The following is a 23,296-nucleotide window of genomic DNA, read 5'->3' on the forward strand; positions in this document are numbered from 1 at the left end:
ATTCGAAAACACTTAATTATTTAGAAGTTATGCAAGACTCTTTATTAAACCGTAATATGCTGGCAAGAGTCCTGGGGATCTCAGGCCTTCCGATATTACTGCTGGGCGGTTTTCCTACCGAAACTTTTGCCAGCGGGACATCCTTACTTAACCATGGAAGCCGACCTAGATCAGTGTCTGTTGCGGATGTAGAGATCAAGGGTAAGATTACTGGTGAAGATGGTGCGGCGCTTCCTGGCGCAAGTATTTTAATAAAATCCACCACGCGCGGAACGATTACAGATACGGACGGAAATTTTAAACTTCTAATTGCCGATGATGCCAATACAATTCTGGTCGTTTCCCTTGTTGGATATGTTTCCCAGGAAGTTGTTGTTGGTACGCAAAAAGTTGTCAATGTCATCTTAAAAGGTGACAATAAAGTTTTGGATGAAGTGGTGGTGGTAGGTTACGGTACGCAGCGGAAAAGGGATGTCACCGGGTCCGTTGTTTCTGTGAGTGAAGCTACGCTGAAAGAAGTGCCAGCGCCTAACCTGATCAATCAGTTGAAAGGCCGTGCGGCAGGTGTGTCAATTATTAGTAACGGAAGTACGCCAGGTTCTCAGGGACAGATCAGAATCAGGGGAAACCGAACCCTTACAACAAGCTCAGGTACCGCAGATAATCAGGATGGCCCACTTGTGGTGGTTGATGGAATTCCATTTGGTGGTCTTAATGATATAAACCCGGACGATATCCTTAGCCTGGAAGTTTTGAAAGATGCTTCTGCAACAGCTATTTATGGATCTCGTGGGTCGGGAGGCGTTATTTTGGTAACGACCAAAAGAGGTAAGGTTGGTAAACCGGTATTCAGCTACGACGGATATCACGGAGAAACAAGGGTAATGGGTAAGTTCAACGTGATGAACGGCCCCGAATACGCTCAGTTCAAACTTGATGCAGCCAAATACAACCGCACAAGCCCGGGAACATCCGGTTATGTGTTAACCCAAAAAGAGCAGGAAGCACTTGATAATGGCGTATCAACCAACTGGCAGGATCTGATTTATAAACCAGGTTTTATGTCCAATCACCAATTAGGTGTGCAAGGTGGTAGTGAAACTACTCAGTATTCCCTAGGTTTAGGTTATTTCAACGAAACCGGGATCATTCCAAGCCAAAATTTTCAGCGTTTTAACATCCGTGCTACCATTGACCAGAAGATCGGCAAACATGTAAAGATTGGGCTTAATACTTTAAACACGCTGACTTACCAAAACACACCTGGTGGGGGCGGGATACCTGGCGGTCTTGTGCGCCTTACTCCTCTGGCATCGCCTTACAATGCTGATGGTACCGTCAATACATTTCCGTCGGAAGGTTCTATTGATGCAGCCGGCGTAAGTCCGCTTACGATTTTGACCAAAAAAGATTCCTACATGGGACGGACACGCGCGCTGCGGACTTTCAACAGCATTTATGCAGAGGTAAACATTTTACCAGGACTGAAATACCGTTTCAATGCGGGATTAAATTTCAGCCAGTCTAATTACAATGGCTACAATGGCCCGCTGACGTATTTCAATTCTGCTACAACACAGGCATCATCCAATGCCGAGATCAGTAACACAGAATATTGGGATGTGAACTTGCAGCATTTGCTTTATTTCGATAAAACATTTGCTGGCAAGCATAAACTGGGCTTTACAGCACTTTATGAGTATACTAAAAACCACTCGCTCGGCAGCCGTTTCACAGTAACGGGGGTGCCGGCGGATTATATCAAAACATCAAACTTTTCGCTTGCATCAGGTCAGCCTGTCGCTAGTTCGGATTTTGGTAACTCATTTTCTGAAACGGGATTGTTATCTTACATGGGTCGACTTAATTATAGCTATGCCGACAAGTATTTGCTGACCATGACTTTACGTCGTGACGGATCTTCTACATTATCTCCTGGTAATCAGTATTTTAATTATCCGGCTATTGGGCTGGGGTGGAATGTAATCGAAGAAACTTTTATGAAATCAGCCACTTTTGTTTCAAACCTTAAACTACGCGGCGGCTGGGGTATATCCGGAAACCGGAATGTGGGTGCCTATTCAACACTTGGCGCATTATCAGCCGGGTATTACAATTTCGGAACGGGTACTGCCGGACAGCAGTTGGCTTATACAGTGACCAGCCTGCCCGCTAATGACCTGACCTGGCAATCGACTTCTCAACTGGATATTGGTATTGATTTTGGTATACTAAATAACCGCATTACCGGTTCGGTGGATTGGTATCACCAAAAAACGAAGAATATTTTGCTGTCAGTTCCGTTGCCAGCCAGCAATGGTGCCGGTTCTACATTGAAAAACCTTGGAAAAACAGAAGGAAAAGGGGTGGAAGTAACGACAACCTTTGAGATCGTCAGAAAACCAAAAGGATTTAACTGGAGTGTAGATGCAACTTACTTCTTCAACCGTGAGAAAATCACGCAGTTGACAACGCCGGAAGAACAATCCAACATCGGTGCCGGATGGTTTGTAGGGCAACCACTTTCCGTTATTTATGACTATAAAAAATTGGGTATCTGGCAGACTGCCGACAAGGAAAACGGCACTTTGGCCCAGCAGACATCGCCTGTACAACATCCTGGACAGATCAGGGTGGAAGACTTGAACGGCGACGGAAAAATTGACGCCAGCGACCGTCAGCTTTTGGGGAACTTTCAGCCCAAATGGGAGGGAGGCCTTACGACCCGTTTCAGTTTCAAGAATTTTGATGCTTCCGTTGTTACTTATGCCCGTATGGGGATGAAAGTGATTGTGCCTTATCTTACAGGTAACTCGACAGGATCAGGTGGATTTGCTTTCTTTAATCAAAGCCGTGTGAATCAGGTAAAAACGGATTACTGGACAGAAACAAATCCTACCAACGCATTTCCTGCTCCTGATGCCAGCGGCGCTGTGGCAAACTTTGGTTCAACGCTTGGCTATTACGACGGTTCCTTTATTAAATGCAGAAGCATTAACCTGGGTTACACCTTCCAAAGTAACGTTTTCAAGAAGATTGGTGCAACATCGGCCAGGATCTACGTAAACCTGACCAATCCATTTATAATCTATTCGCCTTTGGTGAAAGATAATCTGGCTATCGACCCGGAAGGAAACAGTTATGCAAGCGGTCAGTCGACCCTAAACCCGGATGCTTCCAGCGACCGTGGGACGCCGGAACGTCAGATTTCAGTAAATCTTAATAATCCTCCGGTAAGACAATTCACTGTGGGCGTTAACCTTAAATTCTAATACGATCATGAAATCCATAAAAATTCTGATTACTGCCGGGCTGATCGCTGCACTAAGCACTGGATGTGAAAAAGTGCTCGAAGAGCATCCACAGTCACAGATTGTTCCTTCTTATTTCAACAGCCCGGCGGGTGTGCTTGGAGGAATAGCAGGGGTCTATAATGATATCAGGGGCCAATGGGGTACCGAAGGGTTCACCGTTGAAATGCAAGCCGGAACCGACGAGTTTATTCAAGGTGTCAATGCCGGTACGGGTAATGCCTATACTTACAATGGTCTGAACAGCAGCAACTTCGGATCTGCCTGGGGTGTTGCCTTTCAGGATATCAACACCTTGAATGGCGTGCTTCAATATGGTCAGACCATAGAATTGCCCGAAACAACAAGGAAGCAGTATCTTGCTCAAGCCAAATTTTTGAGGGCATTCTGGTATTTTTATCTTGTACAGACCTGGGGCGATGTCCCGCTTCATACTGAATTCATTACCGTACCGTCCCAGGCAGCAACCCGTCAACCTGTAGCCGATGTTTATGCGCTGATCATCAAGGATCTTACAGAAGCAGCGGCGGACTTACCTAATCAGCCTACGGCTCCATTCCTGGGGAAAGCTGCAACCAAACCGGTTGCACAGTTCCTGCTGGCCAAAGCATACCTGACCCGCGGCTGGCTGAACAATACGGCTAGTGACTTTACGGAGGCTGCAAAACTTTGTGATGAAATTATTGCCAACAAATCTGCTTACGGCCTGGATCTATGGCAGGATTATGGCGATGCATTTGTTCCCGCAAACGACTACGGCAAGGAAACGATGTTTGTCAGTGACCACGTCCTGGATCCAAAATATGGTTATTATAACGTCGGTGGAGCAGCCGGTGGCGGTGCGGCACAAAACCTGAGTCCATGGTTCACGAACTGGAATTATCCTAACAACAGTGGCATCAACTCTATCAAAAATGCTGCCGGCGTTTTTACCAACAGCGGAACTTCGGGGATGATCAGAGATTCGTACTATGGCCGCCCGTATGTGCGGATGCGCCCGAATTCGGATAAACAGACAACGGGTACACGTACAGGAAAAAATTATTTCCTTGATCAGGCTTTCACAAACCGTGATGTCGATTCACGTTTCGCCAATTCGTTTTATACGGTTTACATTTCAAACACTGCGGTAACGAATACGCCAACGACTGCGAATAATACGCGCGGGATCGGTTATACGACCGTACCCGGGGTAGACACGGCTGTCTGGCTGCCTGATTACGAAGTACCTGGCGCACCTCAGTTTGTAGGATCAAGGCCATTTAAAGGCATTGTTGTGCCGCCAAGTCTTTGGAATAATGGTATTTATCCGGCATTGAAAAAATACATGGATCCAAGCCGCGGAGCCAATTTCAACGATCCATCAACGCGTCCCGCCGTTTTATACCGCTTTTCGGATGTTTACCTGACAGGTGCTGAGGCTTATTTCAAAGCTGGTGATGCGACAAAAGCTGCCACAATGATCAATGTTTTACGTCAGCGCGCAGCATTTAGGAAAACTAACACTACGGCTCAGAATACAGCTGCTGCGACGGCTATGAACATTACCGCCGCTGACGTAACCCTGGATTTTATTCTTGACGAACGGAGCCGTGAATTTTTCGGAGAATGGCAGCGGTGGCACGACCTCGTAAGAACACGTTCTCTTGTCCGCCGTGTGCAGGAATGGAACAAAGAGGCCGCTCCTTACATCAAAGATTTTCATATGTTACGTCCAATCCCACAGTCTCAGATTGACAGGGTAGTGGAAGGTCCCAAGTTTCCTCAAAATACGGGATACTAGTTTTAAATGTTGATTAGAAACGATAAACCTGGGACCCGGGACTGCCACAAGCGCAGTTCTGTGTCTCAGGATTAGTTTTGTCTGGATTTCAATAAAAGGACATAAGTAGTAACGGTCCAACGATTTGCTTTTTGTATAAAAAACTTAAATGATGATACGATTCAATAACAATCTTATAGCTGCTTTATCGATAATTATTGCCACTACCGGACAGGTCGTCTGCCAAAAAGCACCTGAAAAGATCAAGCCTCTGGTAGACGGTTTGTATACCGCCGATCCCTCAGCGCATGTTTTTAACGGAAAAATTTATATCTATCCCTCACATGATGTTGAAGCGGACGTGCCGCAAGATGACGAAGGCGGGCATTTTCAAATGCGCGATTACCATGTTTTTTCCATGGACAAGATCGGTGGAAAAGTCACCGATCATGGCGTGGCGCTTGACGTAAAAGATGTGCCCTGGGCGGATAAGCAAATGTGGGCACCGGATGCAGCCTACAAAAACGGTAATTATTATCTTTATTTTCCTGCAAAAGACAAAGAGGGCGTTTTCCGGATGGGCGTCGCTACAAGTAAATCGCCAACCGGCCCTTTTAAAGCTGAGGCAAAACCCATAGAAGGAAGTTACAGTATCGACCCGGCTGTTTTTACCGATACTGATGGTAAAACTTATATGTATTTGGGAGGTATCTGGGGAGGTCAGCTACAACGCTGGCACACGGGAACTTACAATAAATCTCTAATGACTGATCTTGGCAAAGGCCACGAAAATGAGCCAGCGTTGAATGCAAAGATTGCCCTGATGAAAGAGGATATGCTATCGTTTGCCGAGCCTTTGCGTGATGTTCAGATCCTGGACGAAAATGGCAAACCTCTGCTTGCCTCCGATACAGACCGCCGTTTCTTTGAGGGTGCATGGATGCATAAGTTTAATGGAAAATATTATTTCTCGTATTCAACAGGTGATACCCATCTGCTTTGTTATGCTGAGGGAACTTCACCTTACGGTCCGTTTACTTACAAAGGCGTGATCATGAATCCGGTTGAAGGATGGACCACCCATCACTCGATTGATGAAGTGAAGGGAAAATGGTATCTGTTCTATCACGATGCTGAGCTTTCGGGGAAAACACATCTTCGCAGTGTAAAAGTCAGAGAACTGATGAGAGATGGTAATGGAAATATTAAGACAATAACGCCTTGATAATAAATATATTATTGTTCATTTCTATCAAAAACTAACATGCAAATCGAAAGACGTGATTTTTTGTCGACCCTGACTTTGGCAGGAGCCGCGGCCTTATTTTCCGGTAATCCGTTGCTGGCAGCTACCGCTCAGAAAAAAGAAAAACTAGGCATCGCTCTGGTGGGATTAGGATATTACAGTACAGATCTTTTGGCGCCGGCGCTGCAAATGACTGAAAAATGTTACCTGGCTGGTATCGTTACCGGTACGCCGTCCAAAGCTGAAACCTGGAAGGCAAAATATAAGATCCCTGACAAAAATATCTACAATTATCAGAATTTCGATCAGATCGCTAATAATCCGGATATCGATATTGTATACGTGGTATTGCCTCCATCCATGCACAGAGAATATGTGGTGCGCGCTGCAAAAGCAGGCAAACATGTATTTTGTGAAAAACCGATGGCTCCTTCAGTAGCAGATTGCGAAGCGATGATCAAGGCTTGCAGCAGCAGTAAAGTAAAACTGGCGATCGGTTACCGTTGTCAGCATGACCCTAATATTCAGGCCATTATGAAACTTGCCAAAGAGCCAAAATTTGGTAAGGTAAAGATGGTGACAAGTGCAGCCGGGTATTTTGACGCACGTACCGATCACTGGAAACAAAAGAAAGCACTTGGCGGTGGTGTAATGGGTGATATGGGCGTTTATGCATTGCAGGGAGCAAGACTTGCAACCGGAGAGGAACCCATCAGTGTTTTTGCCCAGGCATCTACCACACGTCCGGATATTTACAAGGAAGTGGAAGAAACGATGATGTTTATGCTTGATTTCCCAAGCGGAGCCAAAGCATCCTGCCAGACAAGTTTTGGTATCAATATGAATCATTTGCAGGTCAATTATGAAAAAGGCTGGGCTAAGCTTGAACCGCAGTCGGGCTACAATGGGAATAAAGGAAGTCTGTCCGATGGAACTTTGATTCAATTCCCAATTAAAAATCAGCAGGCCAAACAAATGGATGAAGACTGCGATGCGATACTTCGCAACACGGATCTGATTGCACCGGGAGAGGAAGGTCTTAGAGATATCCGGGTTGTGGAAGCGATTTACAAATCAGCCGCCGCAGGAAAAGTAATGAAAATATAGGCAGAAGTATCCGCGGTTTACCACCGCTTGTTCAGACAACCAAATCGTTGATTAAAATACTAAATGAAGACGAAGCATTTTTTATATACGGTGTTTTTTGCCGGCAGCATTTTTTTTAGTGAATGCGCGAGCGCTCAGAAAACCACCATCGTAAACCCGATTTTAACCGGTTTTTACCCTGATCCGAGTGTGGTTCAGGTAGGGACGGATTATTATCTGGTCAATTCTACCTTCTCTTATTTTCCTGGTATTCCGGTTTTTCATAGCAAGGATCTTAAAAACTGGAAACAGATCGGAAATGTCATAGACCGTCCGTCGCAGATGGATTTTATGGGTGAAAAACTGACCAGGGGTTTATTCGCACCGGCAATCAGTTTTCACAACGGAACGTATTATGTTACTTGTACGGATATCGATCACGACGGAAATTTTATCGTCACTTCCAAAAATCCGGCTGGTCCGTGGAGTGATCCTGTCCGTATTCCCCAGGTCCGCGGCATAGATCCGTCACTGTTTTTTGATGAAGATAACAAAGCCTACATCATCTACAACAGCGATCCGCCTGAGAGAAAGTCCTTGTACCCAGGCCACAGAACGATCCGGATTTACGAAATTGATCCTGCCACTTTGAAGGTGATCGGCGATGAAAAACAGCTTGTGAATGGCGGGGTAGATCTGAGCAAAAAACCGGTCTGGATTGAAGCGCCGCATATCATGAAAAGAAATGGCTGGTATTATTTGTATGCTGCCGAGGGTGGAACTTCGGTCAACCATACAGAAGTTGTTTTCCGCAGCAAATCTGTTTGGGGACCTTTTGTCCCTTATGAAAATAACCCGATTCTAACGCAAAGAGGTTTGCCGGATGACCGTAAAGATCCGATCACTTCGGCTGGTCATGCGCAGTTTGTGGATGGCCCCGATGGAAAGACCTATGCTATTTTTCTCGCCGTTAGACCTTATGAAGGTAATTTCTACAATACAGGCCGCGAAACTTTCATCGCACCTGTTGAATGGAAAAACGACTGGCCGATCATTAATCCGGACAGCAAAGAAATCAAATACGAGTATGCCGTAAATTATAAAGAGGTAAAACAAAAGGACGCACTTCCTCAGGCTGGAAACTTTGCCTATACGCTGACCTTCGAAAAAACTTTGGATCCGGCGTTGCTTTTTATGAGGACCATTGATAAGAATTCATTTTCATTATCATCGAAAAGCGGCCTGACGATGAAGTTAAAACCGGAAACGATAATGGAGATGGGTAACCCTTCCTTCATCGGAAAACGTCAGCAGCATTTGTATTGCACAACGGAAGTCGAACTAGACTTTTCTCCCAAATCTGAAAAAGAAAAAGCAGGACTAACTATTTTTCAGGATGAATCTCATTTCTATTTTTTGAGTAAATCATTCGAAAATGGTAAGCCAATGATCCAGCTTTTTAAAAGCGTTGCGGACAAAAAAGACATGGAACTGCTGGCGCAAATGCCTGTTGCAGATATTTCAAAACCGGTTAAACTCCGCATCTCAGCCGAAGGCGATTCTTATAGTTTTCATTTTTCAAAAGGGTCTTCATGGCAGCTTTTAAAAGATAAGGTTGACGCTAAATTCCTGAGCACGCAGGTTGCAGGAGGGTTTATTGGATGTATTTTCGGCATGTACGCTACTTCATCGGGTGAGGCAACTACCAATTCAGTCTCCTTCAAATATTTGAAATACAGCGGGAATGATCCGATGTTTCCAAAGGTGTCAAAATAGGTTTGGGTGAAACTGAACCTCGTTTTATTCAATGTTCAAATTCAGTTTTTAAAAATATAGTCAGATCAAATTACATGAAAAAGTCGATTTTTATAAACCTGTTGACCATTTCCGCGGTGCTCTTTTGCAGTCTGGTTCACGCTCAGTCCAACTTTACAAGTAAGTCAATTGGCGTAGGTGTGGTGGTTGCTGACATGGAGCGGTCGCTGGATTTTTATGTCAATGGAATTGGTATGGTAAAAACCGGCAATTTCACAATTAACGAAGAATTTGGGAAAAGGGGCGGGCTGACAGGCGGAGACGCCACGAATGTCAACATTCTGAAACTTGAAAACAGTCCGGAGGCCAGTGAATGGAAACTGATGAGTTTTGGCAAAAAAGCCGCGCATCCGAAACAAAAATTCATTCAGGATGATACCGGTGCCCAATATATTACCATCCATGTCAAATCACTAAAACCAATTATCGAAAGGCTGAAAGGACAGAAAGTAGCTTTTCTGGGCAGTACGCCTACGCAGCTAAATAAAGATGCGCACTTTGTATTGGTGCAGGATCCTGACGGAACTTTTGTAGAACTGATCGGGCCGATTGAATAGTAAAACGGACGTAAGCGCCATTTCTCAATGAAAGAAAAATCTTTGTTTTGCCTGCTTTTTTGTATGTTGTTTTCGAGCGGTTTGTCTAAAGCGCAAATGGCAGCCAACCCGGTCATTTTTGCCGACGTGCCCGATATGGCTATGATCCGTGTGGGCAACTCATACTACATGAGTAGCACTACCATGCACATGAGCCCGGGATTGCCGATCATGAAGTCGACTGATCTGGTGAACTGGCATCTGGTGAGTTATGCCTACGACACGCTGGCGAATATGGATGCACTGAATTTGACCAATGGAAAGAGCACTTATGGACGAGGGTCCTGGGCGAGTAGTTTTCGTTATCACAATGGATTATTTTACGTGACAACCTTCGCTCAGACAACTGGCAAGACCTATGTTTTTACAACAAAAAACATAGAAAAAGGGCCGTGGAAAATGTCGTCATTTTCGCCGTCCTATCATGATCATAGCTTATTTTTTGACGATGACGGAAAAGTTTTTCTGATTTACGGAGCGGGGAAAATCAAAATGATTGAGTTGGAAGCGGATGCTTCGGCGGTGAAAAAAGATGTGGCTGAGCAGGTTATTATTGAAAATGCGAGTTTGCCTTCCGGTACCGGAGGAGGTCTTCCGGCAGAAGGTTCGCAGCTTTTCAAGGTGAACGGTAAATATTACCTTTTCAACATCACCTGGCCAAAAGGAGGAATGCGGACGGTTGTGATTCACCGGGCGGATAAAATCACAGGACCTTATGAGGGCCGTGTTGGATTGCAGGATTCAGGCGTAGCACAGGGCGGACTGATCGATACACCGGAAGGGAAATGGTATGCCTATCTATTCCGGGATTACGGCGCAGTTGGCCGAATCCCTTATCTCGTACCGGTTACCTGGAAAGATGGATGGCCGGTACTGGGCAATGAAGGCAAAGTGCCTGAAACACTTGACTTACCAGCCAGCAAAGGTTTGATGCCTGGCATTGTTGCATCGGATAATTTTTCACGTAAAAATGGAGAAAATGCCTTACCCTTGGTTTGGCAATGGAACCACAATCCGGATAATCAACTTTGGTCGGTGACAGAACGGAACGGATTTCTGCGGCTTAAAACAGGACGAATTGACACCTCTTTTGTAAGTGCCAGAAATACACTGACGCAGCGTACCATAGGCCCTGAATCCTCAGCTTCCACTTTGATTGACATTTCAAAGATGAAAGAGGGAGACATGGCAGGTTTGGGATTATTGCAAAAGAACTATGGTTTTGTAGGGGTTAAAATGGGGAGCGACAAATCGTCGGTTGTTATGGTTCGCTCTTTAATGGGTAAGGCCGAGGAGATTGAAAGTATACCATTGGCTGAAAATAAAGTCTATTTGAAAGCGGAATGTGATTTCAAAGACAAGAAGGATACGGCCAGTTTCTTTTACAGTCTCGACGGAAAATCCTAGCTTCCTATTGGCAAAGCATTGAAAATGTCTTATACCATTCCGCATTTTATGGGTTATCGTTTTGGACTGTTCAACTATGCAACAAAAAATGTTGGCGGATATGCGGATTTTGATTTTTTCAGTTTAGAGAACAAAATTGAAAACGGGAGTAATTAAATCATACGACTATGCTTAAAATTTGTCTTTTCTTCATCCTGTCCGTTGTCATCCCGCTCAACGTTTTGGCACAAAAAAAGAAGCCAATACCGGTTTTGATCGTGGATGGATTCAGTAACCATGACTGGAAACAAACCACCGCTGTAACCAAATGGATATTGGAAGAAAGCGGACGGTTTCTGGTGGATGTGAGCACGATTCCCGCAGATAGCCTGGACAGGAGTGCCTGGAATCCTGATTTTGGCAAGTATGAATTGATTATACAAAATACGAATAACATGCAAAAACCCAGTCTGCGCTGGCCAGGGCAGGCTGAAAAACAATTGGAAAAATATGTAAGTAATGGGGGTGGATTGTACATACTCCATTCGGCCAACAATGCATTTCCCCATTGGAAAGAATACGACAAGATGATCGGACTGGGCTGGCGACGGGCTTCCGAAGGTTATGCACTGGAAGTTGACGGAGCTAAAAACATAAGTAGAATTCCGCCAAATGAAGGAGAGGGGACAGCGCATGGTGAGAGGTTCAATGCATTGATTCAAGTCCTGACGCCACACCCGATTAATAAAGGATATCCTGATCAATGGCAAACGGCCAATACGGAGGTTTATTATTTCCCGCGCGGTCCGGCAGAAAATATCAGCGTGCTTTCATGTGCTTTTGACAGTACGAGTACAAAAAGGACCTGGCCGGTGGAATGGGTTGTAAAATATGGAGAAGGACGGGTTTACAATTCAAGTCTTGGCCATCTTTGGAAAGGTGAAAGTTATCCTCCCGCTTATCGCTGCATTGGTTATCAGACAACGGTGATAAGAGCAGCAGAGTGGCTGGCGACAGGCAAGGTGACTTATCCCGTTCCTCCTGATTTTCCGACAGCGCTTAAACTGAATCTTCGCCCGGAAAATTCAAACCGAACACCTTAGATAGAGTGCATCAATAAGTCAAAAAATTTACAGCAATTACCCTTTCAAACCATGAAAAGAATTATAACAATTGTCGCAAACATCATGCTGCTTGCTGTGGTGAGCAATGCCCAGGAAATCCTGAAAGAAATGCCCAAAGGTTATGATGTGGTGCAGGCCGGCATTCTTACGGGAAAAATTGATTCGGTCAAGTACCAGTCGAAGACGGTGGGAACTACCCGAAAGGTGCTGATTTATACACCTCCGGGTTTTAACAAAAAGAAAAAATACCCTGTTTTGTATCTGTTACATGGCATTGGCGGGGACGAAAAGGAGTGGCTGAAAGGAGGTAATCCACAGCTGATCCTGGATAATCTTTATGCAGAGAAGAAAATTGAACCGATGATCGTGGTGATGCCTAATGGCAGGGCGATGAAAGATGACGCTGCTACCGGAAATATTATGGCGCCTGATAAAGTTGCCGCATTTGCAACTTTCGAACAGGATCTGCTGAAAGATCTGATCCCTTTTGTAGAAAGCAAATATCCGGTTTTGAAAGACCGTGAACACCGCGCCATCGCAGGATTATCCATGGGAGGGGGGCAGTCTCTGAACTTTGGACTTAGAAATCTGGATCAGTTTGCCTGGGTAGGCGGTTTTTCATCGGCGCCGAATACCAAAATTCCAACCGAGCTGATGCCTGATCCTGAGGAAGCCAAAAAGAAGTTGAAATTACTTTTCATTTCGTGTGGCGACAACGACAGACTGATCACTTTCAGCAAGCGGACGCATGACTATATGTTTGAAAATCAGGTTCCGCATGTCTATTACATCGAACCCGGCGTGCATGATTTCAAGGTTTGGAAAAATGGTTTATACATGTTTTCACAGTTTTTGTTCAAACCGGTTGACAATGCTTCTTTATCAAAATACACCATTCTGGGAACGCGGGCTGCTACCAATATCCGTACGGCACAATACCCACAGATTCTGCCCGATAACCGGGTGGTGTTCCGGGTAAAGGCGCCGGAAGCACAAAAAGTACAGATTGATCTGGGTAAAAAGTATGAAATGAAAAAAGATACCGGCGGCTACTGGGCGGTGACAACAGATTCTATCAGCAAAGGCTTTCACTATTATTCACTTCTGATCGATGGCGTTGCTCTGGCTGATCCTGCGAGTGAAACTTTTTATGGCATGGGCCGCATGGCCAGCGGTATTGAGATCCCTTACCGGAACGGTGGATATTATGCGCAGCGGGATGTTCCCCATGGCGATATCCGTATCAAAAAATACCTTTCGAAAGCAATGGGTATGTGGCGTGAAATGTACGTTTATACGCCGCCTGGGTATGATAAATCAACAGAAAAATACCCCGTTTTGTACTTGCTTCATGGCGGAGGCGAAGATCAGCGTGGCTGGGCTACACAAGGTAAAACGGATCTGATTTTAGATAATTTAATATCGGAAGGAAAAGCCAGACCGATGGTCATCGTCATGCTGGATGGAAACATGGGAGGCTCGGGCGGCCTTGCCGGTTTTAATGAAAATGTGCTGAAACAATTTGAAAATGAATTGAAATCAGGTGCCATTCCATTCGTGGAAAGCAATTTCAGGGTAGAGACTGACGCTAAAAATCGTGCGCTTGCAGGTCTTTCGATGGGCGGACTGCAAACTTTATATGCCGGAATAAAAAATTCGGAAATGTTCTCATCACTCGGCGTATTCAGTTCAGGCTGGTTTGCAAATAATACGGCACTCTCGGATCCGCAATATGCCTTCATGAAAACCAATGCGGAAAAGATCAATGGCAACCTGAAAAACTTCTGGATCTCGATGGGTGGTGAGGAAGATATTGCTTTCAAAAATTGTAAGATCATGCTTGCGAAATTCGATGAACTCGGCGTGAAGTATAAGTACAGCGAATATCCCGGCGGACATAGCTGGCCGGTATGGAGACATGATTTGTTCCAGTTTTCGCAGTTATTATTTAAATAAAGCCGTCGGCTTTCGGCTTTCGGCAATCGGCTGCCGGCTGTCAGCTGGCCGCCCAGGCAGTTGGCCAGGTTATTCTGGCATTCTTGGGGCTTAGTTAAGTGCAAAGATGTGACAGCCGAAAGCCGACCGCCGAAAGCCAAAAATTAACCAACATAAGTCATGGTAAAATCAAAAGGATTAAGATACTGGTTTCAATGTGTCGCAGTATCGGCGACGTTACTTTCTTCAAATGATCTTTTGGCTCAAAAAACGCTAAAAAGTGCCTACAAAGATTTCTTCCCAATTGGTGTCGCCGTAGCACCCAGGAGCCTTACCGGGCCCGATGCGGAATTAATTATCACACAATTCAGCAGTCTGACGCCTGAAAACGCCATGAAAATGGGGCCGATCCATCCGGAGCCAAACAAATACAATTGGCAGGATCCGGACGCTATTGTAGCATTTGCTCAAAAAAATGGTATGAAAGTTAGGGGGCATACGCTTTGCTGGCACAACCAGACACCGAAGTGGTTTTTTACCAATTCTACCGGCAAACAGGTAAGCCGTGAAGTACTTCTGGCGCGTTTGAAACAACATATCAATGATGTGGTTGGCCGCTACAAAGGAAAGATTTATGCCTGGGATGTTGTCAATGAAGCTGTGCCCGACACGAGCACGAGCATTTATCGCCGGTCGAAATTCTATGAAATCATAGGTGAAGATTATATTGAAAAGGCATTTGAATATGCCCATTCTGCCGACCCAGATGCGAAATTGTTTTACAACGATTACAATACAGAAAGCAGTGCAAAAAGAGAGAAGATCTACCAACTTCTTAAAAAGTTAAAAGACAAAAAAGTGCCGGTAGACGGCGTGGGTTTGCAGGGGCACTGGTCTATTTATGAGCCTACCGCACAGGAGCTTGAAAAGTCAATCCAACAATTCGCAAGTTTGGGTCTGGCTGTGCAGATTACAGAACTTGACGTTTCGGTACATCCAAAAGAGCATGAAAGGCGCGCAAAAAAGTCAACCGATACGGGAGAGCTGACTGCTGAAATGGTTGAAAAACAAGCTGCACAGTACAAAATGTTATTCGATGTATTCAGAAAATACAAAGGCACAGTTACCGGCGTGACTTTCTGGAATGTGTCAGATAAGTATACCTGGCTGGATAATTTCCCGGTGCCAAACCGTAAAGATTACCCGCTTTTATTTGATCAAAATTACAAGCCGAAAAAAGCTTTTGAAGGGGTTGTTGATTTTCAGAAGTGAGGCAGTTGTGTCAGGGATTGTCAGGTCTGGTCAAGGGTTGTCACGTGGGTCATTTATCGTGATGAGTGGGTGGTTGTTAAATTGTGGGATTAAATTATCAGGCTTTGTAATGAGATTTTTTAAGTGTTTAGTGCTGCTTTGTCTTTCCTACAACCTTTCGGCGCAGATCCGTTTGCCAAAGCTGATTGGTGATAACATGGTATTGCAGCGGGATCAGCCGGTTACGATCTGGGGTTGGGCGGCTCCAAAAGAAAAGGTTACGGTGACATTAAAAAACATAAGTTATAACACCGCTACTACTGCGAATGGCCAATGGAAAATCCAGTTGCCTGCACAAGCTGCTGGAAGTGGTTTTGAAATGGTGTTAAAAGGTAAAAACCAGATACGGATCAAAAACATAGCATTTGGCGATGTTTGGCTTTGCAGCGGACAAAGTAATATGGTCATTAATATGGAACGTGTGAAAGAGCGTTTTGCTGAGGATATCGCCTCGGCAAATTATCCTGATATCCGCAATTTTTTCGTTCAAACACTGACCAGTCTGAACGGAACTGAACAAGATTTTCCGGGCGGGGAATGGAAAACGGCTAATCCCAAAGATGTGCTTACCATGGGTGCGGTGACGTATTTTTTTGCGAGAGATCTTTACGATCAATACAAAGTGCCAATCGGAATTATTAACAGCTCCGTAGGAGGTACGCCCATTGAAGCCTGGATCAGTGAGAGTGGTTATAAGGATTTTGCTGATATACAGAAGATTATTGCCAAAAATAAAGACTCTGCTTATGTCAATTCATTCAAACGCATTTTTCCAAATAAAAGATCACAGCCGCAGGTTACTGATCTAGGTCAAATTGAACATTGGGAAAATACTTCTTATCAGCCAAAGGGCTGGCGCAATTTCAATATTCCGGGTTACTGGGAAGATCAGGGGGTGAAGGATTTGAACGGTGTCGTCTGGTTTCGCAGGGAATTTGAAGTGCCTGAAAACTGGATTGGCAAGCCTGTGAAACTTTACATGGGGCGCATTGTGGATGCGGATGAAATGTATGTCAATGGCAAAAAGATTGGAAATACCACCTATCAGTATCCGCCCCGCCGTTACGAGATTCCAGCAGGTTTGTTGAAAGCGGGTAAAAACACTTTTGTTATAAGGGTTACAAATCAATTCGGAAAAGGAGGTTTTGTACCTGATAAACCTTATTACATGACGGTTGATAATCAGCAAATCGATTTAAAAGGTACCTGGCAATATAAAGTTGGAGAAGTGTATCAACCGCAGAAAAAAGGAAATTTTGGCAATCCTCTGGTGCATCAAAACCAGCCAGCAGCACTTTACAACGCCATGGTCGCACCTGTTTTACCCATGAAACTTAAAGGTTTTATCTGGTACCAGGGTGAATCAAATGTAGATAATCCGCAGCCATACAATAAGCTGATGCCGGCTTTGATCAATGATTGGAGAGGTTTGTGGAAAATACCGGAAGCGCCCTTTCTGGTCGTGCAGCTGCCCAATTTTCACGACGTAAATTATACGCCGGCAGAAAGTAATATGGCCCTGATCAGGGAAGCTCAAAACCAGGCGCTTGGTTTAAAAAACACAGCCGTCACCGTAACGCTGGACTTGGGAGAATGGAATGATATTCATCCTTTGAACAAAAAAGATATTGGAAAAAGACTGGCACTGTCAGCCAGAAATTTGGCCTACAATGAAAGTAATGTGGTTTATTCCGGGCCGACGCTGAAATCACAAACTATCGAAAAGGATAAAATCATCCTGACATTTGATCATGTAGCCAAGGGTATTACTTCCAAAGATTCGGAACCGTTACGCTGGTTTTCCATCGCAGATGATGACAAAAAGTTCTTCTGGGCAATGGCGCGGATCCTTGGAAAAGATCAGATTGAGCTGTCAAGCGAACTGGTGAAAACGCCAAAATATGTTCGCTATGGCTGGCAGGATAATCCGGAGGGAATTAATTTTTATAATTCGGAAGGTTTGCCCGCTTCTCCATTCCGAACGGATGGGGAAATTCTGGATGATTCAAAACCCTGGAAAGGAAAAAAATGTGCGGTTGTGCTAACCTATGATGATGCACTGAATGTGCATCTGGATAATGTCATTCCGGCGCTGGATTCTCTGAGTCTGAAAGGGAGTTTTTATCTGACCGCTTCATCGGATGCCGCCCGAAACAGAATCAAAGACTGGCGGGCTGCGGCAAAAAATGGTCATGAACTGGGAAATCACACGTTGTATCATCCTTGTGACGCTAGCGGTCCGGGCATGAGCTGGGTGAAACCCGAGTATGATTTAAGCAAATACAGTCTGGCAAGAATACAGGATGAGATCAAAATGTGCAACGCCTATTTGAAGTCGATTGACGGAAAAACGAAAAGAACTTTTGCATTTACCTGTGGACATAATAAAGTGGCCGAAGGTGAATTTATCCAGACACTTTCCGATGAGTTTGTAGCGGCAAGGGCAGTCAGACATGAAATGCATTCACTTGACGAGCAAAATCTGATGGATATTGATTGTTATGGTATGTCTGGCGAAACGGGAGAAAAGATGATCGAGCTCGTTAAACAGGCGCAGAAAAGCGGTAAACTGCTGGTTTTTCTTTTTCACGGTGTGGGAGGTGAACATGCGCTGAATGTTTCCAATCAGGCGCACAGCCAGCTGCTGCACTATCTGAAAGAAAATGAAAAAGACATTTATGTCGATACGATGCTGAATATGGCAGAGCATATTGGTGAATTGAAAAAATAATATCGCCCTGTGTTAAACTTTCTGACCAAGCGGCGTAACTGAATTTAAGAAATATTGCAAATCAGTAATTGGAAAAATATGATGACCAGAATATACATTCTATTGCTTTTCAGCTGTATCCTGATCAGTGCTCCATCCTTTTCTGCCGATCCTTTATCCGCTGAGGGTGATGACGGCTACCGGCTCTGGCTGAAATATGAGCCTGTTACGGATCCGGCTATAAAAGCTGAATACTTAAAATACACGGCTTTTATTTCAGCGTCCGGTAAGGGCGATATTACGCAAAGTGCCGGCAGGGAGCTGCAAACAGGATTGAAGAGTCTTTTGGGTAAAAATATCTCTGTGAGCAATGCGGTTGAAAATAAATCCGGAGGCATTGTTCTAAAACTGGAATCCAATAGTGATATAAAACAGGAGGAAGGTTACCGGATTCAGTTGCTGGCTGGTAATATGGTGGTCAGTTCAAAATCGGAAAGCGGTATTTTATACGGAACATTTGCCTTGCTAAGGCATATGCAAATGCAGCTTTCTATCAAAACCTTAAATTTGACAAGCAGCCCGAAAGTACAATACCGGATGCTAAATCACTGGGACAATCCGGATGGAACGGTTGAGCGCGGTTATGCAGGTTCTTCCCTTTGGAAATGGTACGAATTGCCGGAGCGTGTTGATCCGCGTTATCAGGATTATGCCCGCGCCAATGCTTCTCTGGGAATTAACGGAACGGTGCTTAATAACGTAAATGCCAGTGCCCGGTTTATGTCGCAGGAGTATATCGCAAAAGTTGCAGCGGTCGCCAATGTGATGCGTAAATACGGGATCAAAACGTATTTGTCTGTTTACTTTGCCGCGCCGAAAACCATTGGTGGACTGCCCACTTCCGATCCGCTGGACCCTCAGGTACGTGCCTGGTGGAAAGAAAAAGTAGCGCAGATCTATAAGGAAATTCCCGATTTTGGTGGTTTTTTAGTGAAAGCAAATTCGGAAGGGGAACCCGGTCCGCAGGATTATGGCCGCACACATGCCGATGGTGCCAATATGCTGGCGGAGGCATTTCAGCCTTATGACGGTATTGTGATCTGGCGGGCTTTTGTTTACAAAGCGGACCCAAATGCCGACCGTTTCAAAGCGGCTTATGAAGAATTTGTTCCGCTGGATGGGAAATTTGATCCAAAAGTAATAGTCCAGGTAAAAAACGGACCCATCGATTTTCAGCCACGCGAGCCGTTTTCTCCTCTGTTTGGCAATATGCCGAAAACGCCTTTGGGAGTAGAATTTCAGCTGACACAGGAATATCTCGGTTTTGCCACTCATGCGGTTTATGAAGCACCCATTTTTAAAGAAAACCTGGATTCAGATACCTATGTAAATGGAAAAGGATCGACCGTTGCGAAAGTGGTGGACGGAAGCCTGCATGGTTATGCGCGCACGCTCATGGCCGGTGTGGCCAACACGGGAAATGCCAGAAACTGGACGGGGCATCCGCTGGCCCAGGCCAACTGGTATGCATTCGGAAGATTGAGCTGGGATCATACGCTGAGTTCTGAGCAGATTGCAAAGGAATGGACAGAGCTGACTTTGACCCGAAATAAAAAAGCACAGGAAAATATTGTCGGGCTAATGCTCAGATCACGTGAAATCTATGTGGATTACAATACGCCAATCGGACTTTCGCGGCCCTGGATGGGTGTTCATTTTGCTCCCGAACCCTGGCAAAACAAAGGTTCCCGGCCAGACTGGACCGCTGTATACTACCACCGTGCAGATTCCGCAGGGTTAGGATTTGACAGGACTGCTTCCGGAAGTAATGCGCTGGCGCAGTACCGCTTGGAAGTGCAGCAGCAGTGGAACAATCCTGATAAAACCCCTTTGCCGTATCTTTTGTGGTTTCATCACGTAGGCTGGAATAAAAAGCTCAGCAGCGGAAGGACGCTTTGGGAGGAACTCTGTACCCGTTTTTATACAGGTGCCGATTCGGTAGTCTGGATGCAACAGCAGTGGGATCTGGCCAGACCGAATCTTGATCCCGAAGTATATACCGACGTTGCCGCGCGACTGAAAGTCCAGCGCAGGGAAGCGATCTGGTGGAGAGACGCCTGGGTTTTATATCTGCAAACTTTCGCAAAACAACCGATTCCCAAAGGTTTCGAACCGCCAAAGCAGACGTTGGAAGAAGTGAAAAAGTCGGTGAATATTTATTTGATGAAATAAGGTTTATTGAGGATATATTCAATATCAATTGTGAAGCAATTAACATTCTTACCCTTTATTCGAACAAATTTGCTCACTTACAACTGCTAGTTGGCGATACCTTTGCCTGCTGGTATTTGAATCAAATGCTTAACATTCGTGCTGCGTATAGTAATCTGCGGACATTTCTATCAATCTATTATTTGTTATAAAATTTTTTAAGATCAAGATGCAAAAGAGTTTTTTGATACTGGTGATAACCTTGTTATTTGCCTGGAATGCCTCAGCCCAATCAAGTGAACAGGCGGATAATACATTATCCAAAAAGGAAAAGTCAGAAGGTTGGAAATTGCTTTGGGATGGGGTTACAACCAAAGGCTGGAAAAGTGGCAGTTCTGAAAGTTTTCCGGCAAAGGGATGGTCGGTGGATGGCGGTGTGCTCAAAGTTTTAAAGGATGGTAAAGGTGGAGATATCATCACCGATCAGAAATATGAAAACTTTATCCTGAAAGTGGATTTTAAAATCACGGATGGAGCCAATAGTGGTATCAAATATTTTGTAAACCGTGGCGGGATCGGTTGCGAATATCAGATTCTCGATGATCAGAAACATCCTGATGCGAAGGGTGGTGTTGCCGGAAACCGTACGCTGGGTTCTTTATATGACCTGATCACGGCCTCACCTGATAAACCATTTAATAAGGAACAGTTCAATACTGCGATGATCGTTGTCAAGGGCAAACATGTAGAACATTGGCTGAACAATGTCAAAGTCGTGGCATATGAGCGGAACAACCAGATGTGGAAAGCTCTGGTCAATAATAGCAAGTATAAAGGATACGCTGATTTTGGTGCGGCTGCGCAGGGCAACATCCTGCTTCAGGAACATGGTGATGAGGTGTGGTTTAAAAATATAAAAATATTAGTGCTTTAAGTAGCTGTTATCAGGGAAGTTAAGTTCAATCAGTCCATTATCAAAATAATTAAATATACTTATCAATGAAGCAGTTACAGTCACTGGATTACATTATTTTCTTTGTTTACTTCATCATTGTATCCGTATATGGCTACTGGATTTACAACCGGAAAAAAAGTGAAGCCGCATCTACCAAAGATTTCTTTCTGGCCGAAGGGTCGCTGACCTGGTGGGCAATCGGCGCATCGCTGATCGCTTCCAATATTTCTGCCGAGCAGTTTATCGGGATGTCCGGAAATGGTTTTTCGATGGGACTGGCCATATCAAGTTATGAATGGATGGCTGCGGCAACACTTGTGATCGTTGCGCTCTTTTTCATGCCGATCTATTTGAAGAACAACATTTTTACCATGCCTCAGTTTTTGAGTCAGCGTTATAATCCGACAGTCAGTCTGATCATGGCGATTTTCTGGCTGGGCTTGTATATTCTGGTGAATCTGACTTCGATCCTGTATCTGGGCGCACTGGCCGTATCCGGTATCTCCGGACTGGATTTTGATCTTTGTATGTGGGGGCTTGCTATTTTCTCCATCATCATCACAATCGGCGGGATGAAGGTGATTGGTTTTACGGACGTAATCCAGGTATTTTTTCTGATCATCGGCGGGCTTGCGACAAGTTATATCGCCATCAATTTGGTATCCGATAATTTTGATACGACCGGGCTTTTTAATGGTTTGAAAATGATGACACAACAATACGACGATCATTTCCATATGATTTTCAAAGAAGGCAGTACCCACTACATGGAGCTTCCCGGCCTGACCGTTTTGCTCGGCGGAATGTGGATTGTAAACCTGAACTACTGGGGATGTAATCAGTATATCACCCAGCGAGCCCTTGGAGCAGATCTTAAAACTGCCCGCAACGGACTTTTGTTTGCTGCGTTTCTGAAACTTTTGATGCCGGTTATTGTGGTACTTCCCGGCATTGCAGCCTACACGCTTTACAATCAGGGATTATTTCAACAGGAAATGACGGAAAACGGTGTTATCGTTGCTGATAAGGCATATCCTGTTTTGCTAAATTTATTACCTGCCGGATTAAAAGGACTTTCTTTTGCAGCACTTACTGCCGCTATCGTGGCATCGTTGGCCGGAAAAGCTAATAGTATTTCAACGATTTTCACACTGGATATTTTCAAGATTTACATTGGCAAGAATAAAACAGAAGCACAGCTTGTGACCATTGGCAGGATCGTGATTGTGATCTCGATGATTTTAGCGATTCTGGTTTCTCCTTACATGGGTATAGACAAGGCGGGAGGTTTTCAGTTTATACAACAAATGACAGGACTTTTGTCACCCGGAATTTTCGCATCCTTTATCATGGGATTTTTCTGGAAACGCAGCAATTCGGCCGGAGCGCTATTTGCCATTGTCGGCGGATTCATTGTGGCCCTTGCCATGCACAACAATTGGCTTCCATTTGCAGACTGGACACAGGTGCCGTTTCTGGATAGAATGGGCTGGGTTTTTGTGATTTGTATCGTCGGAATGTTTATTCTGAGTTATATTTTACCTGACGAGAAAAAAGGACTTGTGATTGATCCGTCGATGTTCAGAGCGCATAAGGGTTTTGTTTTTGGGGCGGTTGTTATCCTGGTTATGCTGATTGGCTTGTATACTTATTTCTGGTAACTCATTGCCGTTAGCATATCAACTAGCATTCACAAATGCGTTTAAAAAAAAGCCCCGGGAAATAATTTTCCAGGGGCTTTTCTTTTGATAAGTAAAAAACATTACTCGATAATAGTTAATCATCTTTTTTTCTGATCCAGCGGGCAGTGCTGACCAGCAGTATTATATTCAGCAATATTGCGATATA

13 protein-coding genes and 1 pseudogene are annotated in these 23,296 nt (G+C 44.7%); all 14 read left to right on the top strand.

Going from position 1 to position 23,296, the window contains the following annotated elements; all coding sequences use genetic code 11:
• Positions 1 to 29: 29 nt before the first annotated feature.
• Complete coding sequence (locus AC1XUO_RS06200; RefSeq protein ID WP_483328902.1) at positions 30 to 3,272, top strand: SusC/RagA family TonB-linked outer membrane protein; 3,243 nt, start codon at positions 30 to 32, stop codon at positions 3,270 to 3,272.
• 7 nt (positions 3,273 to 3,279) lie between these two features.
• A complete protein-coding gene (locus AC1XUO_RS06205) occupies positions 3,280 to 5,094 on the top strand; it encodes a RagB/SusD family nutrient uptake outer membrane protein (RefSeq protein WP_483328903.1) in 1,815 nt (604 codons plus the stop codon).
• Between the two features lie 151 nt (positions 5,095 to 5,245).
• Positions 5,246 to 6,298 (top strand): glycoside hydrolase family 43 protein, encoded by a 1,053-nt coding sequence (locus AC1XUO_RS06210; RefSeq protein ID WP_483329567.1) that lies wholly within the window; start codon positions 5,246 to 5,248, stop codon positions 6,296 to 6,298.
• Positions 6,299 to 6,337: 39 nt separating this feature from the next.
• Entirely contained in the window at positions 6,338 to 7,426 is a 1,089-nt protein-coding gene (locus tag AC1XUO_RS06215; protein WP_483328904.1) for a Gfo/Idh/MocA family protein, read from the top strand.
• Positions 7,427 to 7,489: 63 nt separating this feature from the next.
• Positions 7,490 to 9,181, top strand: a complete 1,692-nt coding sequence (locus AC1XUO_RS06220) for a glycoside hydrolase family 43 protein (RefSeq protein ID WP_483328905.1) — start codon at positions 7,490 to 7,492, stop codon at positions 9,179 to 9,181.
• A 74-nt stretch (positions 9,182 to 9,255) separates the two neighbouring features.
• Complete coding sequence (locus AC1XUO_RS06225; protein ID WP_483328906.1) at positions 9,256 to 9,777, top strand: VOC family protein; 522 nt, start codon at positions 9,256 to 9,258, stop codon at positions 9,775 to 9,777.
• A gap of 63 nt (positions 9,778 to 9,840) precedes the next feature.
• Positions 9,841 to 11,379: pseudogene (locus AC1XUO_RS06230) on the top strand (glycoside hydrolase family 43 protein).
• An 11-nt stretch (positions 11,380 to 11,390) separates the two neighbouring features.
• Positions 11,391 to 12,305: a ThuA domain-containing protein gene (locus AC1XUO_RS06235; protein WP_483328907.1), complete on the top strand. Its 915-nt coding sequence runs from the start codon at positions 11,391 to 11,393 to the stop codon at positions 12,303 to 12,305.
• A 51-nt stretch (positions 12,306 to 12,356) separates the two neighbouring features.
• On the top strand, positions 12,357 to 14,282 hold the full coding sequence (locus tag AC1XUO_RS06240; RefSeq protein WP_483328908.1) for an alpha/beta hydrolase-fold protein: 1,926 nt from the start codon (positions 12,357 to 12,359) through the stop codon (positions 14,280 to 14,282).
• A 159-nt stretch (positions 14,283 to 14,441) separates the two neighbouring features.
• On the top strand, positions 14,442 to 15,533 hold the full coding sequence (locus AC1XUO_RS06245) for an endo-1,4-beta-xylanase (RefSeq protein ID WP_483328909.1): 1,092 nt from the start codon (positions 14,442 to 14,444) through the stop codon (positions 15,531 to 15,533).
• A 109-nt stretch (positions 15,534 to 15,642) separates the two neighbouring features.
• Entirely contained in the window at positions 15,643 to 18,303 is a 2,661-nt protein-coding gene (locus tag AC1XUO_RS06250) for a sialate O-acetylesterase (protein ID WP_483328910.1), read from the top strand.
• 81 nt (positions 18,304 to 18,384) lie between these two features.
• Positions 18,385 to 20,514 (top strand): alpha-glucuronidase family glycosyl hydrolase, encoded by a 2,130-nt coding sequence (locus AC1XUO_RS06255; RefSeq protein WP_483329568.1) that lies wholly within the window; start codon positions 18,385 to 18,387, stop codon positions 20,512 to 20,514.
• Positions 20,515 to 20,722: 208 nt separating this feature from the next.
• Positions 20,723 to 21,427, top strand: a complete 705-nt coding sequence (locus tag AC1XUO_RS06260) for a 3-keto-disaccharide hydrolase (protein ID WP_483328911.1) — start codon at positions 20,723 to 20,725, stop codon at positions 21,425 to 21,427.
• A gap of 65 nt (positions 21,428 to 21,492) precedes the next feature.
• A complete protein-coding gene (locus AC1XUO_RS06265; protein ID WP_483328912.1) occupies positions 21,493 to 23,109 on the top strand; it encodes a sodium:solute symporter family transporter in 1,617 nt (538 codons plus the stop codon).
• Positions 23,110 to 23,296 lie beyond the last annotated feature (187 nt).

The sequence above is a fragment of the Dyadobacter sp. HNCC25DJ186 genome, from assembly GCF_056895235.1.